This is a genomic window from Sphingomonas cremea (assembly GCF_021502585.1).
Lineage (GTDB): Bacteria > Pseudomonadota > Alphaproteobacteria > Sphingomonadales > Sphingomonadaceae > Sphingomicrobium > Sphingomicrobium cremea.
This window is the reverse complement of the sequence record NZ_JAKFGM010000002.1, coordinates 398,938-415,277: the sequence shown is the minus strand read 5'-3', so window position 1 is coordinate 415,277 and position 16,340 is coordinate 398,938. Positions and strand designations below refer to the sequence as shown.

General features: G+C 63.8%; 19 protein-coding genes. 13 read left to right on the top strand and 6 right to left on the bottom strand.

What is annotated here, in order from left to right:
* Positions 1-59: 59 nt before the first annotated feature.
* Positions 60-1,238, top strand: a complete 1,179-nt coding sequence (gene purT / locus LVY65_RS08545; protein ID WP_235067617.1) for a formate-dependent phosphoribosylglycinamide formyltransferase — start codon at positions 60-62, stop codon at positions 1,236-1,238.
* 52 nt (positions 1,239-1,290) lie between these two features.
* Here the strand turns inward: purT and LVY65_RS08540 are convergent, their stop codons facing one another.
* The gene (locus LVY65_RS08540; protein ID WP_235067616.1) at positions 1,291-3,186 is read right to left on the bottom strand and encodes a TIR domain-containing protein; all 1,896 of its coding nucleotides are present in this window, start codon (positions 3,184-3,186) and stop codon (positions 1,291-1,293) included.
* Positions 3,187-3,379: 193 nt separating this feature from the next.
* On the opposite strand from LVY65_RS08540, the gene argC reads away from it, so the two are divergent.
* The 5 genes from argC to LVY65_RS08515 are packed head-to-tail and all read left to right on the top strand — an operon-like array spanning position 3,380 to position 7,328.
* The gene (gene argC / locus LVY65_RS08535) at positions 3,380-4,387 is read left to right on the top strand and encodes an N-acetyl-gamma-glutamyl-phosphate reductase (protein WP_235067615.1); all 1,008 of its coding nucleotides are present in this window, start codon (positions 3,380-3,382) and stop codon (positions 4,385-4,387) included.
* The gene (gene argJ / locus LVY65_RS08530) at positions 4,384-5,550 is read left to right on the top strand and encodes a bifunctional glutamate N-acetyltransferase/amino-acid acetyltransferase ArgJ (protein WP_235067614.1); all 1,167 of its coding nucleotides are present in this window, start codon (positions 4,384-4,386) and stop codon (positions 5,548-5,550) included. The genes argC and argJ overlap by 4 nt, the downstream gene beginning before the upstream one ends.
* Positions 5,547-6,407 carry an acetylglutamate kinase gene (gene argB / locus LVY65_RS08525; RefSeq protein ID WP_235067613.1) on the top strand — a complete coding sequence of 287 codons (861 nt, stop codon included), beginning with the start codon at positions 5,547-5,549 and terminating at the stop codon, positions 6,405-6,407. Before argJ ends, argB begins: the two co-directional genes overlap by 4 nt.
* Positions 6,407-6,868, top strand: a complete 462-nt coding sequence (locus tag LVY65_RS13450; RefSeq protein WP_235067612.1) for an arginine repressor — start codon at positions 6,407-6,409, stop codon at positions 6,866-6,868. The genes argB and LVY65_RS13450 overlap by 1 nt, the downstream gene beginning before the upstream one ends.
* 40 nt (positions 6,869-6,908) lie before the next feature.
* Positions 6,909-7,328: a hypothetical protein gene (locus LVY65_RS08515; RefSeq protein ID WP_235067611.1), complete on the top strand. Its 420-nt coding sequence runs from the start codon at positions 6,909-6,911 to the stop codon at positions 7,326-7,328.
* Positions 7,329-7,335: 7 nt separating this feature from the next.
* Here LVY65_RS08515 and LVY65_RS08510 read toward each other — a convergent pair whose 3' ends face one another.
* From LVY65_RS08510 to LVY65_RS08500, 3 genes are all read right to left on the bottom strand, one after another.
* The gene (locus LVY65_RS08510; RefSeq protein WP_235067610.1) at positions 7,336-7,608 is read right to left on the bottom strand and encodes a hypothetical protein; all 273 of its coding nucleotides are present in this window, start codon (positions 7,606-7,608) and stop codon (positions 7,336-7,338) included.
* 192 nt (positions 7,609-7,800) lie between these two features.
* Complete coding sequence (ykgO, locus tag LVY65_RS08505; protein WP_006833921.1) at positions 7,801-7,926, bottom strand: type B 50S ribosomal protein L36; 126 nt, start codon at positions 7,924-7,926, stop codon at positions 7,801-7,803.
* 82 nt (positions 7,927-8,008) lie between these two features.
* Positions 8,009-9,655, bottom strand: coding sequence for a M20/M25/M40 family metallo-hydrolase (locus LVY65_RS08500; RefSeq protein WP_235067608.1), 1,647 nt, complete (start codon positions 9,653-9,655; stop codon positions 8,009-8,011).
* A 179-nt stretch (positions 9,656-9,834) separates the two neighbouring features.
* Between LVY65_RS08500 and LVY65_RS08495 the strand changes: the two genes are divergently transcribed.
* The gene (locus LVY65_RS08495) at positions 9,835-11,001 is read left to right on the top strand and encodes a M14 family metallopeptidase (RefSeq protein ID WP_235067607.1); all 1,167 of its coding nucleotides are present in this window, start codon (positions 9,835-9,837) and stop codon (positions 10,999-11,001) included.
* Positions 11,001-11,687, top strand: coding sequence for a 2,3-diphosphoglycerate-dependent phosphoglycerate mutase (gene gpmA / locus LVY65_RS08490; protein WP_235067606.1), 687 nt, complete (start codon positions 11,001-11,003; stop codon positions 11,685-11,687). Before LVY65_RS08495 ends, gpmA begins: the two co-directional genes overlap by 1 nt.
* Before the next feature lie 32 nt (positions 11,688-11,719).
* Here the strand turns inward: gpmA and LVY65_RS08485 are convergent, their stop codons facing one another.
* Positions 11,720-12,298: a GGDEF domain-containing protein gene (locus LVY65_RS08485; protein ID WP_235067605.1), complete on the bottom strand. Its 579-nt coding sequence runs from the start codon at positions 12,296-12,298 to the stop codon at positions 11,720-11,722.
* 142 nt (positions 12,299-12,440) lie between these two features.
* On the opposite strand from LVY65_RS08485, the gene purE reads away from it, so the two are divergent.
* From purE to LVY65_RS08470, 3 genes are all read left to right on the top strand, one after another.
* Positions 12,441-12,923, top strand: coding sequence for a 5-(carboxyamino)imidazole ribonucleotide mutase (gene purE, locus LVY65_RS08480; RefSeq protein WP_235067604.1), 483 nt, complete (start codon positions 12,441-12,443; stop codon positions 12,921-12,923).
* 10 nt (positions 12,924-12,933) lie between these two features.
* On the top strand, positions 12,934-13,992 hold the full coding sequence (locus LVY65_RS08475) for a 5-(carboxyamino)imidazole ribonucleotide synthase (protein WP_235067603.1): 1,059 nt from the start codon (positions 12,934-12,936) through the stop codon (positions 13,990-13,992).
* A gap of 318 nt (positions 13,993-14,310) precedes the next feature.
* Positions 14,311-14,547: a hypothetical protein gene (locus LVY65_RS08470; protein WP_235067602.1), complete on the top strand. Its 237-nt coding sequence runs from the start codon at positions 14,311-14,313 to the stop codon at positions 14,545-14,547.
* Between the two features lie 25 nt (positions 14,548-14,572).
* On the opposite strand, the gene LVY65_RS08465 is transcribed toward LVY65_RS08470, so the two are convergent.
* Positions 14,573-14,854, bottom strand: a complete 282-nt coding sequence (locus tag LVY65_RS08465; protein WP_235067601.1) for a hypothetical protein — start codon at positions 14,852-14,854, stop codon at positions 14,573-14,575.
* 162 nt (positions 14,855-15,016) lie between these two features.
* Between LVY65_RS08465 and LVY65_RS08460 the strand changes: the two genes are divergently transcribed.
* Both LVY65_RS08460 and LVY65_RS08455 read left to right on the top strand, forming a co-directional pair.
* Positions 15,017-15,571 carry a hypothetical protein gene (locus LVY65_RS08460; RefSeq protein WP_235067600.1) on the top strand — a complete coding sequence of 185 codons (555 nt, stop codon included), beginning with the start codon at positions 15,017-15,019 and terminating at the stop codon, positions 15,569-15,571.
* Complete coding sequence (locus LVY65_RS08455; protein ID WP_235067599.1) at positions 15,552-16,259, top strand: COG3904 family protein; 708 nt, start codon at positions 15,552-15,554, stop codon at positions 16,257-16,259. The genes LVY65_RS08460 and LVY65_RS08455 overlap by 20 nt, the downstream gene beginning before the upstream one ends.
* The last annotated feature ends 81 nt before the right edge of the window (positions 16,260-16,340 follow it).

Sequence of the window (16,340 nt, the reverse complement as noted above, 5' to 3'; positions counted from 1 at the left end):
TTTCATTTTGTTTCGGAAGCGAACATTGCCGCCTCCCCATCGGCGCGCAAGCCCGCTAGATGGCGCACATGTATCTAGCCACCTTGATGTTGCTCGGCTCAGGCGAGTTGGGCCGGGAATTCGCAATCGCCGCCAAGCGGCTTGGCTGCCGGGTGATTGCCTGCGACCGCTACGACGATGCGCCGGCGATGCAGGTTGCCGACGCGCGCGAAGTCTTCCCGATGCTCGACGGCGCGGCGCTCAGGGCCGCGGTCGAGAAGCACCGGCCCGACTATATCGTGCCCGAGATTGAGGCGATCGATACGGCAACCTTGGGCGATCTGGAGCGCGAAGGCTGGCACGTGGTCCCGTCGGCGAAGGCGGTGCAGCTGACCATGAACCGCGACGGCATACGCGACTTCGCGGCGAACGAGCTTGGCCTCATCACCTCCCGCTTTCTGTTCGCGGAAACGCGCGAGGAGGCGATCGCCGCTGCATCGACCATCGGTCTCCCCGCAGTGGTCAAGCCGGTGATGTCGTCGAGCGGCAAGGGCCAGAGCGTCGCCCGCACAGCGGACGAGCTTGGCACGGCGTTCGATTATGCAGTCGCCAACATGCGCGGCGACCGGCCCCGGGTGATCGTCGAGGAATTCATCGCATTCGACTATGAGATCACCCTGCTGACCGTATCGACCAGGGATGGCGTGCTGTTCTGCCCGCCGATCGGACACCGGCAGGAGAGCGGCGATTATCGCGAAAGCTGGCAACCGGCGCCGATGAATGACGCCGTGCTCAAGTCGGCGGAGGACCAGGCTGCCAGGGTGGTTACCGCTCTCGGCGGCCATGGCATTTTCGGTGTCGAATTCTTCATTGCCGGCGACCGCGCAATCTTTTCCGAGCTTTCGCCGCGCCCCCACGACACCGGCATGGTCACGCTGATCGGCCAGTCGCCCAACGAGTTCGAGCTGCACCTGCGCGCCATTCTCGGCCTGCCCATCCCGGCGATCGAACTGGCGGGTCCGGCGGCCTCGGCGGTCATCCTCGCCGACCGCGAGAGCCACGACTTCGGCTTTTCCGGCGTCGCGGAAGCGCTGGCCCAAGGCGAACCCGGCAATCCGGTCGATCTCCGCCTGTTCGCCAAGCCCAACACGCTCAAGAATCGGCGAATGGGGGTGGCACTCGCGCGCGCGGACTCGTTGGAAGAGGCCACGGCGCTTGCTGTCGAGGCCGCGGGCCGCGTCAGCATATTTTATGCATAACGCCTCATTTTTGTCTCGATGCTTTATGTCCGCTTTCGACCCATGGCGGTCATTAAAGCGAGCCGCAGAACGATGGTCGTCCGCTTTCCTTGCAGACGTCCGGTTGCGAGTGCGACTGCTTCCAGTAGGCGATCAGGCGTAACTTCTGGAGGACGGCTGGAAAGGCCGGATCGTTCAGCACTCCGCGCATGCTCCGGCGCCAGAACAGCCACGGCCTGTCCGCGGCAATCTGCAGCGCCTCGTGACTTGCTCCAAGCGCCCCAAGCAGCACTACGACCTGGTCGCGTTGCTCCTCCTTCGGAAGCGCCACGAGGAGGCTGATCGCTTTCAGCTTCTGCTGCGGATCATTCGCCGCGAGCGCCCGATAGCCTGCAAGCAGAGCGGCACGCGAAGTGTCCGGCATCTCAAGTTGCGTCTCCTTGAGAGCTACGATTGCAGCCGCATAGTTGCCCGTTTCAGGGCTGACATTCAGGGCGAGCCACGCCGCGAAGTTCGGATCTTTGCTGAGATCGATCGCAGCCTCGAAATGGTCCTTGGCCTCTTCGGTCCTCCTCACTGCCAGCAGCGCGATACTCAATGCCAGCTGAGAGTCAGGCCAAAGCGCCAACATGTCCGTTGCGGCGCGGAATTGATCGACCGCATCGTTCATGCGCCCGACGTTGTTCAACATCAGCCCGTAGCCGTAATGCTCGCATCCGCAATCGAGCGGCTTCGCCGCGATCGCCGCCCTGTACAGGCTCTCTTGTTCCCCCCAGGCGTAGGGATCGATCAGATATGTCTTGCGATCGAGGGCCTCGCTGTTGCGTGGGTCGAGGGCCAAAGCCTTTGCGGCGGCGCGGAGTCCTTCGGCTCGCAGTTGTTCGGCGCGTCGCTCGTCCGGCTCATCGAAGGCAGCCTGCATGAAGCCCGTCTGGACGGCGGACCACCCCCAGGAGAAATCGGGAAGAGCGGCGACGACGCGCTGCGCGGGAAGGAGCGTCTTTGTGCCGCCGTAAGCCCAGGATTCCTGGCAGTACTGCATGTAATCCTTCAGCACCCGATCGGGCAGCGGCTTGCGATAGGTCGACGCACCCGACAGGCCGCAGCGCACCACGATCCCCGCATCAACCGCGACCTTGTGAGGGATCTTCGCGACTTGATCGTCGGGATAGTCGACGCTGTCCGACCACAGAATCGTCCCGGTGCGCTCGTTCTTGAACTCAGTGATCACACGAACGGAGTTGCCGATACGGTGTACTGTTCCACCGAGCGCATAGGCGGGCGCACTTCCCGGCTGGGGAGCAGGCGCAGTCGAGACCCCGATCACGCCGTCAGCGTTGAATGCCGCACTGATCTCGGAGTTGAGAGCGTCGCGCATAGTCGCGGGCAAATCCGCGGAGAGTGTTTGGAAGCCGGCCAAGCGTACCGTCATGCTGTGCGCTGGTGCATGCGGTCGAAGCCACCAGCCGGCAACAGTCAGCAACACGAGCATGCCGGCTGCAGCTGCGATGGCGAGGAAACGTCGAGACGGGAAGGCTGAGCGGGTGGGAACGGGAACACCGGTTGCTGCGTCCCCCTGATTCGCACCCGAAGTCTGCGCGATACGGCTGACAAGGGAATCGATTGACTTGTCCCAGCCGTTGAAGGCGTCGATCCATTGCCGTGTCGAAAGCTCGTAGGCGAAGGCATCGCTGGGCTCGACGTTTTGCAGTCTCAGGGCGATGACCTGCACATGATACCGGCTAGCGAGCGACAGCTCCTTCTTGATCTCGTCACTCTTGTTTGCCGCCCATGAAAAGACGAGGACCACGGCGCGGGTATTGCGAAGCGCTTGGACTATCGCTTCCTGGTAGTTCTCGCCCGGGGGAACATCCCGGCTCGAGATCCAGCAAGGAGTGCCGCGGCTCTCGATGGAATCACACACCGCCAGGGCCTGCTGGCGATCGGCCGTCGCATAACTGATGAACACGGGCCCGGCCCTGCGGTCGACATCGGCTCGTTTCGATCGATTCACGGCTTGCCCCCTGCCGGAGATCAAGAACTTACGGAAATATCCTCAGAATGAGAAGCCAAGCGGTGTGCCGCTTAAGAATGTCCGCTTTCCACCCATAGCTGCCATTCCTCCTATTGCATAATTATTCATAGATTTGCATATGGCGCGCATGATTCGCGCCGCGATCCTTGGCGCCTCCGGTTATGTCGGCGGCGAGTTGATGCGCCTCATCGCTGGCCACCCGGCGATCGAGGTCGGCGTCGCCTTCGGCGCGTCCAACGCCGGCCAGAAGGTCACGGCGGTTCATCCGCACCTCGCCATTGCTTATCCGGGCGCGGCACTTGCCGCCTGGGATCCGGGCCTCCTGAACGGCTGCGACCTGATCCTGGCCGCCTTGCCGCACGGCGAGACCCAGCGGCTGGCCGACCAGTTGCTGGCCCCCGGGATTCCCTTCGTCGATCTCGGTGCGGACTTCCGGCTAAACAGCGCCGCCGAATTCGAACGCTGGTACGGCGAGCCTCATAGCCGCCCCGACCTGCTCGAGACCTTTACCTACGGCCTGCCTGAATTCTTCCGGGACGAGATCAGCCACTCGAAACGGGTAGCTGCGCCCGGTTGCTATCCGACCGCCGCCAGCCTCGCGCTCCGCCCCCTGGTCGAGGCGGGCGGCATCGACCGGCAAGGTATCATCGTCGACGCTGCGTCAGGCGTCAGCGGCGCCGGCCGCGCAGCCAGTGCCGCCACCCATTTCTGCGCCGTCGACGGCAATTATCGCGCCTATGGCCTCATCAATCATCGGCACACGGCGGAGATGGAAATGGTGTCCGGCGCCAGCGTGCTGTTCACCCCGCATCTCATGGCCGCCAGCCGCGGCATCCTGGCCACCTGCTATGCCCGGGCAACGGGCCCGTGCGACCCGCTGGCCATCCTTCGCGAAGCTTACGCCGGTGAAAAGTTCGTCCACGTCGGCGAAACTCCGCCTGAGACGAAATGGGCAACCGGCTCCAACGCCGCCTTCCTGACCGCCCGCCATGACGAGCGGACCGGCACCGTCCTCGCCCTCGCGGCGATCGACAATCTCGGCAAGGGCGCGGCGGGCCAGATGATCCAATGTGCCAATTTGATGCTCGGCCTCGACGAGGGCGCGGGCCTGTCCAATATGGGAGTTTATCCGTGAGCGTGACCCTTGCCGAAGGTTTTGTCGCATCGGGCCTGGCCGCGGGCATCAAGGCCGCGGGCCGCCGCGACGTCAGCCTGCTGGCAACCGATGGCGGCAAGCCCGTTCCTGCCGCCGCCGTCTTCACCCAGAACAAGTTCCGGGCGCCGCCGGTCGAAGCCAGCCTGGAGCGGCTAAACGTTTCGGGCGGCTATGCGTCCGGCGTGATCGTCAACAGCGGCAATGCCAATGCCGGGACCGGCGCCAAGGGCCGGGCGGATGCCGAGGCGATGTGCACGGCGGCGGCCGAGGCGGTTGGCTGCGATCCGCGCGATATGCTGGTCTGCTCGACCGGGCTCATCGGTTACCGCCTGCCGATGCGCAAGATCCTGACCGCCGTCCCCCGGCTCGGAGAAACGCTAAGCCGCGACGGGCATCGCGACGCGGCCAAGGGCATACTCACCACCGACACCCGGCCCAAGGAGGCCGAGGTTGTCCGCAAGGATTATGCGGTTGGCGGCATGGCCAAAGGCTGTGGCATGCTGGCTCCCAACATGGCGACCATGCTGGCGTTCCTTACTACCGACGCAGAGCTTGCGCCCGACGAACTGAAGCCGATCCTGTTCCGAGCGGCCGACGCCACCTTCAATGCGCTGATCACCGACGGCGCCACCTCGACCAACGACACGGTCATGCTGTTCGCCAGCGGCCGCAAAGGCCGGCCGGCCGACCTCGCCCGTTTCGAGGACGATGTGCGGCAGGTGTGCGAGGAACTGATGCTTCAGATGGCGCGCGACGCGGAGGGCATGACCAAGCTGGTGGTCGTCCGCGTCACCGGGGCGGCCAGCGACGCCGAGGCGCGGAAGGTTGCCCGGTCAATCGGTAACAACCAGCTGATCAAATGCAGCTGGTACGGCGCCGACGCCTATTGGGGCCGGCTGCTGGCCGAAGCGGGGTCGTGCGGCGGGGAGTTCGAAACGGAACGAACGAGCGTCAGCTATGGCGGCATCAAGGTTGCCGAGGCGGGCGTCGAGATTCCCCATGAGGCGGAGGCAGTCCGAGCCCATATGAAGGACGAAGAGATCGACATCCTGATCGACCTCGGCCTCGGCCGTGGCACAGGCCGCGCCGTCTCCGTCGACCTCGGTCCCGGCTACATCAAGGAAAATTCGGCGACGTCATGATCAACACCAACGATACCGCCCGGCTGCTGATCGAAGCGCTGCCCTACATCCGCCGCTTCACCGGCAAGACCATAATCGTGAAGGTTGGCGGCCTGCCGATGACCGATCCCGATCGCGCTCGCAGCCTCGCCAAGGATGTGCTTCTGCTCCATTCGGTCGGCATTCGGCCGGTGTTGGTCCACGGCGGCGGTCCCCAGATCGACGAACAGATGGGGCGGCAGGGCAAGGCGGTGGAGCGGATCGACGGCCTGCGCGTCACCGACGCCGAGGCACTGGAGATTGTCCGGATGGTACTGGTCGGGAAGATCAACCGGGAGTTGGTCAGTGCGGTCAACGCGCTGGAGCCTGTCGCGGTCGGGGTTGCCGGCGAAGACGGCCGCCTGCTGGAAGCGACGCAGGTCGATGCCAGGCTGGGCTTTGTCGGCAAGGTCGGCAACGTCCGCGCTGGGCTTCTCCGCGCACTGCTTGACGACGGGCTGATCCCGATCGTCTCGACTGTCGGAGCCGACCCGACCGGCCAGCCCTATAACGTCAACGCCGACGATGCCGCCCGCGCAATTGCCGTCGCGATGAAGGCGGAGAAAATCATCTATCTCACCAGCGCGCCTGGCCTGCTCGAAGATCCGGCAAATCCCGCTAGCCTGATCCACCGGCTGACCGCCGCGGAGGCGCGTCGCCGGATCGCGGATGAAAGCGTCACCGGCGGCATGATCCCCAAGCTCCTCGCATGTGCCGAGGCCGTGGAGGGAGGGGTCGGCAGCGCCCATATGATCGATGGGCGGGCCGGGCATGCTATCCTGGTCGAATTGTTTACCGACGAGGGCGTCGGAACGATGGTTTGTGGGGAGTCGGGCTAATGACCAGCAAGACCCAGCGCCAGCGGATGATCGCCGACTGGCTGCGCGAGCATCGGGTCGGAAGCCAGGAGGAAGTGGTCGGCAGGCTGTCGTTGGCCGGAATCGCCGCCACCCAGGCCACGGTTAGCCGCGACCTGCTTGAACTGGGTGCGGTCAAGCTCAAGCGCGACGGGTCGATCCGCTACGTAATGCCCGACCAGGTCGAGCCGGGCCACGCCGCCGCAAAGCTCGACCGGCTGCTGGCCGAATGGGTCGACGCCATCATCCCCGCCGGCAACCTGCTGGTGCTCAAGACTCCGCCGGGATCGGCCAATCTCGTCGCCAACGCGCTCGATGCCGCGGGGCTGGATGAAGTGGCGGGAACGTTGGCCGGCGACGACACGATTTTCGTCGCTCTGGCCGATGGAACCAATCCCCATGCGGTGGCCGAAATGTTGCATCGACGACGGGCGGGAGCCTAATCGTGTATCGGCGCGTTGCGCCGGATGAGGAGTAAAACCGATGATCCGTTCCGCAACCCTGCTGATTTCAGCGACGCTGCTCGCCTCATGCGGCCAAAGCGACAAGCCCGCACCGCCGTTGCAGAACGACATCATGGTCCGGAGCGAGGCCCAGCAACGGCTATTCGACTTGAACGACCTCGACCGGGCGATCGCGCTAAAGCGGGCCATCGCCGATCAGGGCCTGCGCTGCACCCGGATTATTTCGACCGGCTATGTTACCCGCTATCGCGATCTGGATATGTGGTCCGCCACCTGCAGCGACGACCGCCAATGGGCGCTGTTCATTGCCGCCAACGATAGTGTTCAGGTGCGGCTGTGCGACGATAATGAGAAGATTGGGCTTCCCGCCTGCAAAGTTAAGCCCGGCACCGAGGGCGGTACCGGGCTTGATAATTCGGTCGAGAACAAGGCGAGTTAGTTACTGATCAGTCGCACTTGCGGGTTTCCTTATAGTCGCCGGCAGCCGACTTTTCCTTGATCGTCACGCATTTGCCCTGGCGTATTTCTTCGCGCCAGCTGCCGTCGGCGTTGACTTGGCGCTGTCCCTTGGGGACGCGCTTGCCATCCTTGATTTCCCAATTGAAGTCCTTGGGCGTCGCCTGGTCGCCCGTCGCGACCTGGGCGTATGCGGCGCTGGCCGCAGTCGCGGCAAGCGCGAAAACTCCAATTCCAACTATAATCTTCAACGTGCGAGGCATTTCACCCACTCCTTGCCTGCATCTCTACCCAATTCGAGCTTAACGCGGGCTGACGGCCATGTTCACGCAATAAAACGCCCGAATCGCCCGGCTTATCCACGCAAAAAGCCCCCGCCCGATAAGGGCAGAGGCTTTTGGAGGATTATCTGTGGTCAGCCCTGCCGAACGCGGTCGGCAAAGCTAGCCCAGAGCTTAGCCTTGGCGCGCTTTGAAGCGGCGGTTCGTCTTGTTGATGACGTAGGTCCGGCCGCGACGGCGAATCACCCGGCAATCGCGGTGACGCGACTTCAGCGACTTCAGGGAATTGCGAATCTTCATGGCCGGAACGCCTGCCTTCGTGTTTCTTGGGTTGTCGGAGGTTGTAAACCGGCGGACCCCCTATGGCGGCCGCCGCCCCAAGTCAAGGTTTGGAAGCGATCACAACCGGGGCGCGTGGTCCCTGCGGATCGTACAGATCGCCGAAATAATCTCCGCGAAGCCACATTGGGCGCTGCGCCGCGTCGGCCATTGCCCTGGCAATGCGGTAGTTGAGCAGCGCATAGCGGGCACCTGCGTTCCAATCGATCTTCTGGGTCAAATCGTCCTGCGGCGAGTGATAGATTTTCCCAAGATAGGCGTCCCAATAGGCCTTCCCGCCATTGGCATGGCCGGTCATCAGCAGCACAGCCGGAACGCCGCGGCGGACGAACATATAATGGTCGGAACGGGTGAAGATCGCTTCCTGCGGCATCGGATCCGGGTTCACCGATATCCCCATCGAGCGTCCTGCTTCGGCCACCGTCGCACCGATGGTCGAATGATCGGCTCCGAACGCCGTTACGTCGGTGAAGGGATAAAGCAGCAGCGGCATGTCGAGATCGACCAGCCCGACGATGCTCTCCGACGGGACTGTCGGATGATTGGCGAAATAATCGGCACCCAGAAGTCCGCGTTCCTCCCCGGTATTGGCAATGAACAGGACCGAGCGCTTGGGCCGTACCGGCTGGGCTGCGAACTGCCGGGCCGCCTCCAGCATGGTGGCGACCCCTGCGGCATTGTCGAGCGCGCCATTATAGATCGCATCCTCGCCCGGCTTGGCGTCGGCCTTCACCCCAAGATGATCGAGATGCCCCATCAGCACTACATGCTGCGCGGCAAGCGCCGGGTCGGAACCTTTAAGCAGGCCAACCACTTCCGGGCTCGTATAATCCTCCCACTTGCTTTCGGCGTCCACCGCCAGGGTCGGCGCCAGCGGGAAACCGCGCAGCCGGGCCTTTGGGTCGGCTTTGGCTTTGTTCCTTATGTCAGCCAAGGATTCCGGCGCGCCTTCGAACAATCGCGTTGCCCAGTCGTTTGAAATGCTGAGCTGGAGTTGGAGGCCTGCCGGGACGGACCCCGCCCGCCCTTGCGCATCGACCCAGTCAACCAGCGGGCGCCCGCCCCGCCGAACCGGATCGAGTCTTCCTGCGGACCCGTTGTTCCTGGACACCTCGACAAAGCCGATCGCACCGGCCGCGGCGGCGACCTGTTCCTTGCTGGCAATAAGATGAGCCTCGACATCGCTCGGCAATCCGACGGGCGTTCCCGACAGGGCGACGACGATCTTTCCATGCACGTTCAGCCCGCGATAATCGTCGAACCCATAGCGCCGATCGCGAAGCCCATGGCCGACGAACACGAACCCGGCGGAAAGCCGGCGCGCCTTGGCAGTGACGCTGGGACGCAAGGCGGCATCCTTGCCCGGCTCCAGCGCAACCTGCTTTCCACCGATCGAAAGTGTCAACCTCGGCGGATTTTCGAACGAGGCGCGGCGGAACGGCACAGCCTGGAACCAGCTCCCTTTTTCGCCCGCGGGCTCCAGCCCGATCGCCCGAAACTGAGAGGCGACATAGTCGGCGGCGATGGCATAGCCCCGGGATCCCGTATCGCGTCCCTCGAGATTGTCCGAGGCAAGGAATTCGACATCGGCCTGCACCCGGCGAGCGACATCCTGGCCGAGCGAAGTGGGAACGGTCTGGGCCGATGCCGGATAGACAAGCAACAGAAGGGCGGCGGCAAGCAAACGCATCGAAGAACTCCGGGTAATATTGGGCGTTGATCGCCGCTAATTGGCGGAGGGCTAATCGACCGCGCGCTTGCGCGCCAGTGTTGCGGCCCGCCGTTCGTCGAATGGTCGGGTTTGCCGTTCGGCGCGCGCCGCACTATGAGGCCGCGCTTGTCCACCTTTGCCAGTCACTAGGGGCTTTCATGACCATCACGATTTCAAGCGCATTCGACGCCGGCAACATTCGCGTCGTCGAGGAGCGAGGGGACACGATCGACCTGGAACTGGTCAAGGATCACATGAGTGATTTCCACCAATGGTTCAATTTCCGCCTGGCGGGCGCCGGCGGGCGGGAAGTCACCTTGCGGATCATCAATTGCGGCAACTCTGCCTATCCTGACGGCTGGCCCGATTATAAGGCCTGTGTCTCGCTCGACCGCGAGGATTGGACCCGAATTGCCGGCACCAGCTACGCGGACGGAATTCTCACCATCCGCTTTGTCCCCGAAACGGATCTCGTCTGGATCGCCTATTTCGCGCCTTATTCGATGGAGCGGCATCACGACCTTATCTCGACTGTCGCCGCACTGCCCGGGGTCGATTACCGGAGCCTCGGCAAGAGCCTGGACGGCCAGGACATCGACTGTCTGAGCATCGGCGAAGGCGATTGCACGGTTTGGCTCTACGCCCGCCAGCATCCCGGCGAGACGATGGCCGAATGGTGGATGGAAGGCGCGCTCGAAAAGCTGACCGACCCCGACGATCCGATTGCCCGCGTCCTTCGCCGCGATTGCACCTTCCACGTGGTTCCCAACATGAATCCCGACGGGTCGCGCCGCGGCCACCTCAGGACTAACGCAGTCGGCGTAAACCTCAATCGGGAATGGCACGCCCCCTCCGCCGACAAGAGCCCGGAAGTGCTGTATGTCCGGGGCGCGATGGATCAGTCCCCGCCAGATTTCGCCATGGACATTCATGGCGACGAGGCGATTCCCGCGAATTTCCTTGCCGGTTTCGAGGGGATCCCCTCGATCACGGAGCGCCAGTCCCGGCTGTTCCACCTGTTCAGCGAAACGCTGGAACGCGTCTCACCCGACTTCCAGACCCGCAAGGGCTATGAGGTCGCCCGACCCGGTGAGGCGAACATGTCGATGTCCACGACGCAACTGGCCGAACGCTTTGGTTGTGTGTCGATGACGCTCGAAATGCCGTTCAAGGACAATTTCGACTTGCCCGACGATGTCTATGGCTGGTCGCCGGAGCGCAGCAAATATCTTGCGGGCGCCTGCCTCGACACGCTCCACGCCATCCTGCCCGAACTGAAGAAGGCCAAGGCGGAGCGCGCGCATTCGGAGAAGGTCGACGCCTGATGCCGACGCTCGTCCTCCTGCGGCATGGACAATCGCAGTGGAACCTCGAAAATCGATTCACCGGATGGTGGGACGTCGATCTTAGCGAGAAAGGCATTGCCGAAGCGCGCGAAGCCGGCCGGATGCTCCGGGACAAAGGCTTCGAGTTCGACCGCTGCTTCACCAGCGTCCAGACCCGCGCCATTCGCACGCTTCACCTGGTCCTGCACGAGCTCAGGTCGTTGTGGCTTCCGGTCGCCAAGGACTGGCGCCTCAACGAGCGCCACTATGGCGGACTGACCGGGGTCAACAAGCAGGAGATGATCGACAAGGTCGGTGCCGAGCAGGTCAAGATCTGGCGCCGCTCGTTCGACATTCCGCCGCCGCCGCTTGACCCGGACAGCCCCTACCGGCTGGCAGGCGACCGCCGCTATGCCGGCATAGCGATCCCCGCCACCGAAAGCCTCAAGGACACCATCGGCCGGGTGCTGCCATATTTTGACGCCGAGATCGCGCCAGCGCTGAAGCGGGGCGAGCGGGTCATGGTCTCCGCGCACGGCAATTCTCTGCGCGCCCTTGAGAAGCATTTGTCGAACATCGCCGATGCCGACATCGTCTCGCTCGAAATCCCGACAGGCCAGCCGATCGTCTACGATCTCAATGACGATTTCACCGTTCGCGATCGTTATTATCTGAGCGAGCGTTAGCCACCGTTGCCAGACGCCTTCCGCGGGAAGGACTAAGCGGCGGCCTTCACCCGATACATCGCCTTGTCGGCGCGGGCGAGGACGGTGGCGGCGGTATCGCCCTTTTCGATCAAGGTCACGCCGATCGCCACCGACAGCGGCATTGGCGATCCTTCGAACAGGCATTCCTCGTCGGCGATAGTCTCGACCAGCCGCTCGGCAGTCTCCAGCGCGCTCTTTTCGTCGGCATGCTCGAGCAGGACGCAAAATTCGTCGCCGCCAAGCCGGGCGACGCAATCGGTCGCACGAGTTCCCTCGATCAGCTTTTCGGCAACGGTGACCAGTGCCGCATCGCCGCCCATATGGCCGAAACTGTCGTTGAGCTGCTTCAGGCCGTTCAGGTCGACGAACAGCACCGCCGCCGGGGTATCGTGGCGGTTGTGGCGCGCAATCATCGTCTCAAGCTCGCGCATCATGCCGCGACGGTTGGCGATCGGAACCAGCGGGTCGCGGTGAGCCAGGCGGTCGAGTTCCTCGACTCGCGACTCCAGCCGGGACACCTCGCCGCGCAGACGAGCAATCTCTTCCAGCAACTGCGCCGGATCGCGCTGTTCCAGAGCGACGTCGTGCATCGTTCAACCCCCGCTTACCGGCCAAGCCATAGTCGAGATTCAAGACAATGTGGATTCCCAATCGGGCGCTGTCCCGGATTGCGCCATCCGCCCGGCCCCTTTAAGCCGCCTGTTCCTCTTAGCTTGGCGCAGGGAAGTTCGAATGGCCGATCCAAAGATCGGGATCATCATGGGCAGCACTTCCGATTGGGAAACGATGCGGCACGCGGCGGAAACGCTCGACGCCCTTGGCGTGCCCCACGAAGCCCGGGTGGTGTCGGCTCATCGCACGCCCCAGCGGCTCTACGATTATGCGCATGAGGCCAAGGGACGCGGGTTGAAGGCGATTATCGCCGGCGCCGGCGGCGCGGCGCATTTGCCGGGCATGGCCGCATCGATGACCGAATTGCCGGTGCTTGGCGTGCCCATCGAAAGCAAGGCCCTCAAAGGCATGGATAGCCTCCTCTCGATCGTCCAGATGCCCGCCGGGATCCCGGTCGGAACCTTGGCGATCGGAAAGGCGGGAGCGATTAACGCAGCGCTCCTCGCCGCGGCAATGCTGGCCAACGGCGATGACGCGCTTGCCGCCCGCCTGGCGGCCTGGCGCGCCCAGCAGACCGAGGCCGTTCCCGAGCTTCCTGAGTGACCTTGGCCGAATGATCCTGCCACCCGGCTCCACGATCGGCATATTGGGCGGCGGCCAGCTCGGCCGGATGATGGCGATGGCCGCGGCCCGGTTCGGCTATGAATGCCATATCTTCGACCCGCATTACCGTCCCTGCGCGGCCGAGGTGTCGAAGCATTTCACCCGCGCCGCATTCGATGATGTGGAGGCGCTTCGCCGCTTCGCCGACGAATGCGCCGTCGTCACCTATGAGTTTGAAAATGTGCCGGTCGAACCGCTGGCCGTCCTGGGGTCGAAGCTGAAACCCGGCACAAGAAGCCTGAAGATGGCGCAGGACCGCGCGGTCGAGAAGCGCTTCCTCGACCAATGCGGCGCGCGGATCGCACCATGGCGAGAGGTCGACGGGGTTGACGACATCGTCGCCGCGCTGGACGCGCTCGGATCGCCGATCCTCCTGAAGACGCGCCGCCTCGGCTATGACGGCAAGGGCCAGGCCTGGGTCGGCCGGCCGGAAGAGGCTCCTGCGGCATGGGTGGCCGTCGGCGGCCAGCCGGCGGTGGCCGAAGCGAAAATGGCCTTCGACGCCGAGTTCAGCGTGATTCTCGCCCGCACCGAGGCGGGCGAAGCCAGCGCTTTCCCGCTAACCCGCAACCATCATGACGGCGGCATCCTGCGCACGTCGACCGTCCCCGCGGGGCCGGAGATCGAGGCATCGGCCGGTGAGGCGATCGCGGCCGCCACCGCAATCGCAGAAGCGCTTGGGCATGTCGGCGTGCTGACCGTCGAATTTTTCGCCTGCGCTGGCGGCGCGGTGGTCAACGAAATGGCGCCGCGCGTTCACAATAGCGGCCATTGGACCATCGAGGGCGCCCATACGTCCCAGTTCGAACAGCATCTGCGTGCGATCCTCGGCCTCCCGCTCGGCGATCCGTCGCTGGTGTGCGGCAGTGCGCAGATGGAAAACCTGATCGGCCCCGACGTCGATCGTTGGGCCGAACTGGTGGCGGAACGGGGCGCCGACCTCCACCTCTACAACAAGGGCGAGGCCCGGCCCGGCCGAAAAATGGGCCATGTCACGCGGCTGAAATAGGTTGCCGCGGGCAAGGCGCGATTATCGCGCTGCGCCATTTCGGCACGACTAACTTTGGATAATTGCCTGTCTGCAATTATCTGATATTATTGGAAATGTCGATCCTCGGGGAGGGCGAACCGAAGCCGCGTTTCCTGCAAATAAGGGGGGGTCGGATAGGGTTCCCGGCTGCACCCCTGTGGCCGGGAACTTTTCCTGATTGAGCTGGATGCAAGCGGTCCACCTGACCCGACATTTGCTCCCTGACCCAAAAAATGACAGATTGACGTCGGGGCCTGCGCCGATTTGCCGGCGCGGGCGTTGGAGGGGGGATAGGCGGTGCAGCCTGTACGGCTTGTATTGTTGTTGCTCGCTGGCCCGCGCCAGGGCGAGAATGATTTCCTGGAATTTCCCTCCATCGAAGACGCCGTTGCCTATGGGCGGGAACTGTATGGCGAGCGCCGGTTCCAGCTTGACGGGATTGAGGACGCCAACGGCAAATCGCTCATGGCGTTTGACCATTTGAACGATCTCTGCCGTTCGCCGCCTTCAATGCCGCAGCGCCGGTACGGATAAGTCGCCCCGTTTCCCGGCGGGCGGCCTATTCCTTCATCTCGATCCTGACGCCGTTCTTGGCCCATTCCTTGTCGACATCGACGCATTGCGTGTCCCAATCGTCGCATTGATCGGCCCATTCCTGGCGGGTCCAGCACTGCACGGCCTCAAGCCGGCTGCCCGTATAGGGCCCGACGCGGAGGCAATATTGGGTCCCGGGGGTCTCCGTCGCGGGCAGCGTCTCCGGGATCGGCTTAGGCGTCGTTGCCGACAGCGGCGAAGCGGCGATGATGAAGCCAAGGGCGATGGCCGACAATTTCTGTGCCATATCGTATCTCCTTGAATGGCAACGCTGGCATCCAGCGCCGGATTAGCGCTTATTCGACTTGGATGCGAGGGCCGTATGAGCGATGATGTCCCGGGCAATGACAATTGACCGGGTTGCCAAGCAGGCATAGACGAGCAGCCCGGCCAGCATAGGGAGCGGAAGTTGAACGCGACCGGCTTTATTCCTGCGTTAATCGCCATTGCTGCGCTTGCGGCTCAGCCTGCGCAGGCTCAATTTCTCGGCATCGGCCCGAAGAAAAGCGACAGCTCCACCACCACCACTAGCCAGCAGCAATGCCAGCCGTCCGAGGCCCGCAAGCAGCGCAACAGCCTGTTCGGATCGATCGCGGGCAGCATCGCGGGCTCCGCGCTCGGCCGGGCCGGCGCCGGCGGAGCGGTGGTCAGCCTCGCCGTTCCGGTCGGAAGCCTGCTGTCGACCGCAATCATCGAAAAACTCGACTGCAAGGAGCAGGTCCAGGCGGCGGAAGCCACCAACAATGCGGTTCGCGGCGGTGTCGGCACCTCGTCGACCTGGAAGAGCGAAACGCGGGCCAATGTTTCGGGGACTTCGACCGTCACCGGCGAAGACAAGCTCGCCGATGGCTCCAGCTGCGTGACCGTTACCGATGTCATCATCGTCGATGGCGAGGAAACGACCGCTCCGAAGCGGATGTGCCGCAAGCCCGGCGAAAGTGGCTATGTGCTGGCGGCGGCATAGCCTCGGTCGCCTCGCGGCCCTGGCTGCGCTGGTTTCGGCGGTTCCTGCCGCGGCAGCGACCGATCCCGTCAACCCTACATGCCCTCAGGCGCCCGGCTGGGCGACCTTCAGGGAAATGCGCTTCACGCTCGATGCAAGCGGCGGCAGCCGTGTCCTGCGCGCCGAAGGAGTGATCGATGACGGCGCCGCGACCCGGCTGGCGGAAGCGCTCACCAAATATTCCCCGGTTGAGGAAATCTGGTTGAGTTCGCCCGGCGGAAATGCCCTCGTCGGCAACGAGGCCGGGCGCCTGATCCGCAAGGCGATGATCCCGACCCGGATCCCGTCGGGTGCGGCCTGCTTCTCGGCCTGCAATTTCCTCTTCATGGGCGGCCCGATTCGCTCGGTCGACGCCGGCGGGCTGTTCATCGTCCACATGTTCACCCACACCGCCAACCGCGCGCTGATTGAAGTCGAAGTCTCCAAGGGCAGCAGCGCCACCGTCGACCTGATTGGCGAGATCGAGCAGGACTCGGCCGTCCTGGCGACCGAAGACAATGATTTCCTCATCCGCATGGGGGTCTCGCGGAAGTTGCTGAGCGACGTGATGTATCAGCAAAAGGCGATCGAGACGCAGGGCGAGGACCGCTCGACGCGGCGCTGCCTGACCACAGAGGAACTGAGGCGCTACAACGTCGTCAACCTTTGACCGGCAGCCTGTCGCTAACCTCCATTCCGCGCGAATGACGAAATTGGCTTATGGCCGGTTTCGACCCATTGCCGACATTAG

Bases quoted from the DNA above. Each gene is read 5' to 3' on its own strand.
- purT (WP_235067617.1), top strand. From the start codon at position 60: ATGGCGCACATGTATCTAGCCACCTTGATGTTGCTCGGCTCAGGCGAG.
- argC (WP_235067615.1), top strand. From the start codon at position 3,380: ATGATTCGCGCCGCGATCCTTGGCGCCTCCGGTTATGTCGGCGGCGAG.
- argB (WP_235067613.1), top strand. From the start codon at position 5,547: ATGATCAACACCAACGATACCGCCCGGCTGCTGATCGAAGCGCTGCCC.
- LVY65_RS13450 (WP_235067612.1), top strand. From the start codon at position 6,407: ATGACCAGCAAGACCCAGCGCCAGCGGATGATCGCCGACTGGCTGCGC.
- LVY65_RS08515 (WP_235067611.1), top strand. From the start codon at position 6,909: ATGATCCGTTCCGCAACCCTGCTGATTTCAGCGACGCTGCTCGCCTCA.
- LVY65_RS08510 (WP_235067610.1), bottom strand. From the start codon at position 7,608: ATGCCTCGCACGTTGAAGATTATAGTTGGAATTGGAGTTTTCGCGCTT.
- ykgO (WP_006833921.1), bottom strand. From the start codon at position 7,926: ATGAAGATTCGCAATTCCCTGAAGTCGCTGAAGTCGCGTCACCGCGAT.
- LVY65_RS08500 (WP_235067608.1), bottom strand. From the start codon at position 9,655: ATGCGTTTGCTTGCCGCCGCCCTTCTGTTGCTTGTCTATCCGGCATCG.
- LVY65_RS08495 (WP_235067607.1), top strand. From the start codon at position 9,835: ATGACCATCACGATTTCAAGCGCATTCGACGCCGGCAACATTCGCGTC.
- gpmA (WP_235067606.1), top strand. From the start codon at position 11,001: ATGCCGACGCTCGTCCTCCTGCGGCATGGACAATCGCAGTGGAACCTC.
- LVY65_RS08485 (WP_235067605.1), bottom strand. From the start codon at position 12,298: ATGCACGACGTCGCTCTGGAACAGCGCGATCCGGCGCAGTTGCTGGAA.
- purE (WP_235067604.1), top strand. From the start codon at position 12,441: ATGGCCGATCCAAAGATCGGGATCATCATGGGCAGCACTTCCGATTGG.
- LVY65_RS08475 (WP_235067603.1), top strand. From the start codon at position 12,934: ATGATCCTGCCACCCGGCTCCACGATCGGCATATTGGGCGGCGGCCAG.
- LVY65_RS08465 (WP_235067601.1), bottom strand. From the start codon at position 14,854: ATGGCACAGAAATTGTCGGCCATCGCCCTTGGCTTCATCATCGCCGCT.
- LVY65_RS08455 (WP_235067599.1), top strand. From the start codon at position 15,552: ATGTGCTGGCGGCGGCATAGCCTCGGTCGCCTCGCGGCCCTGGCTGCG.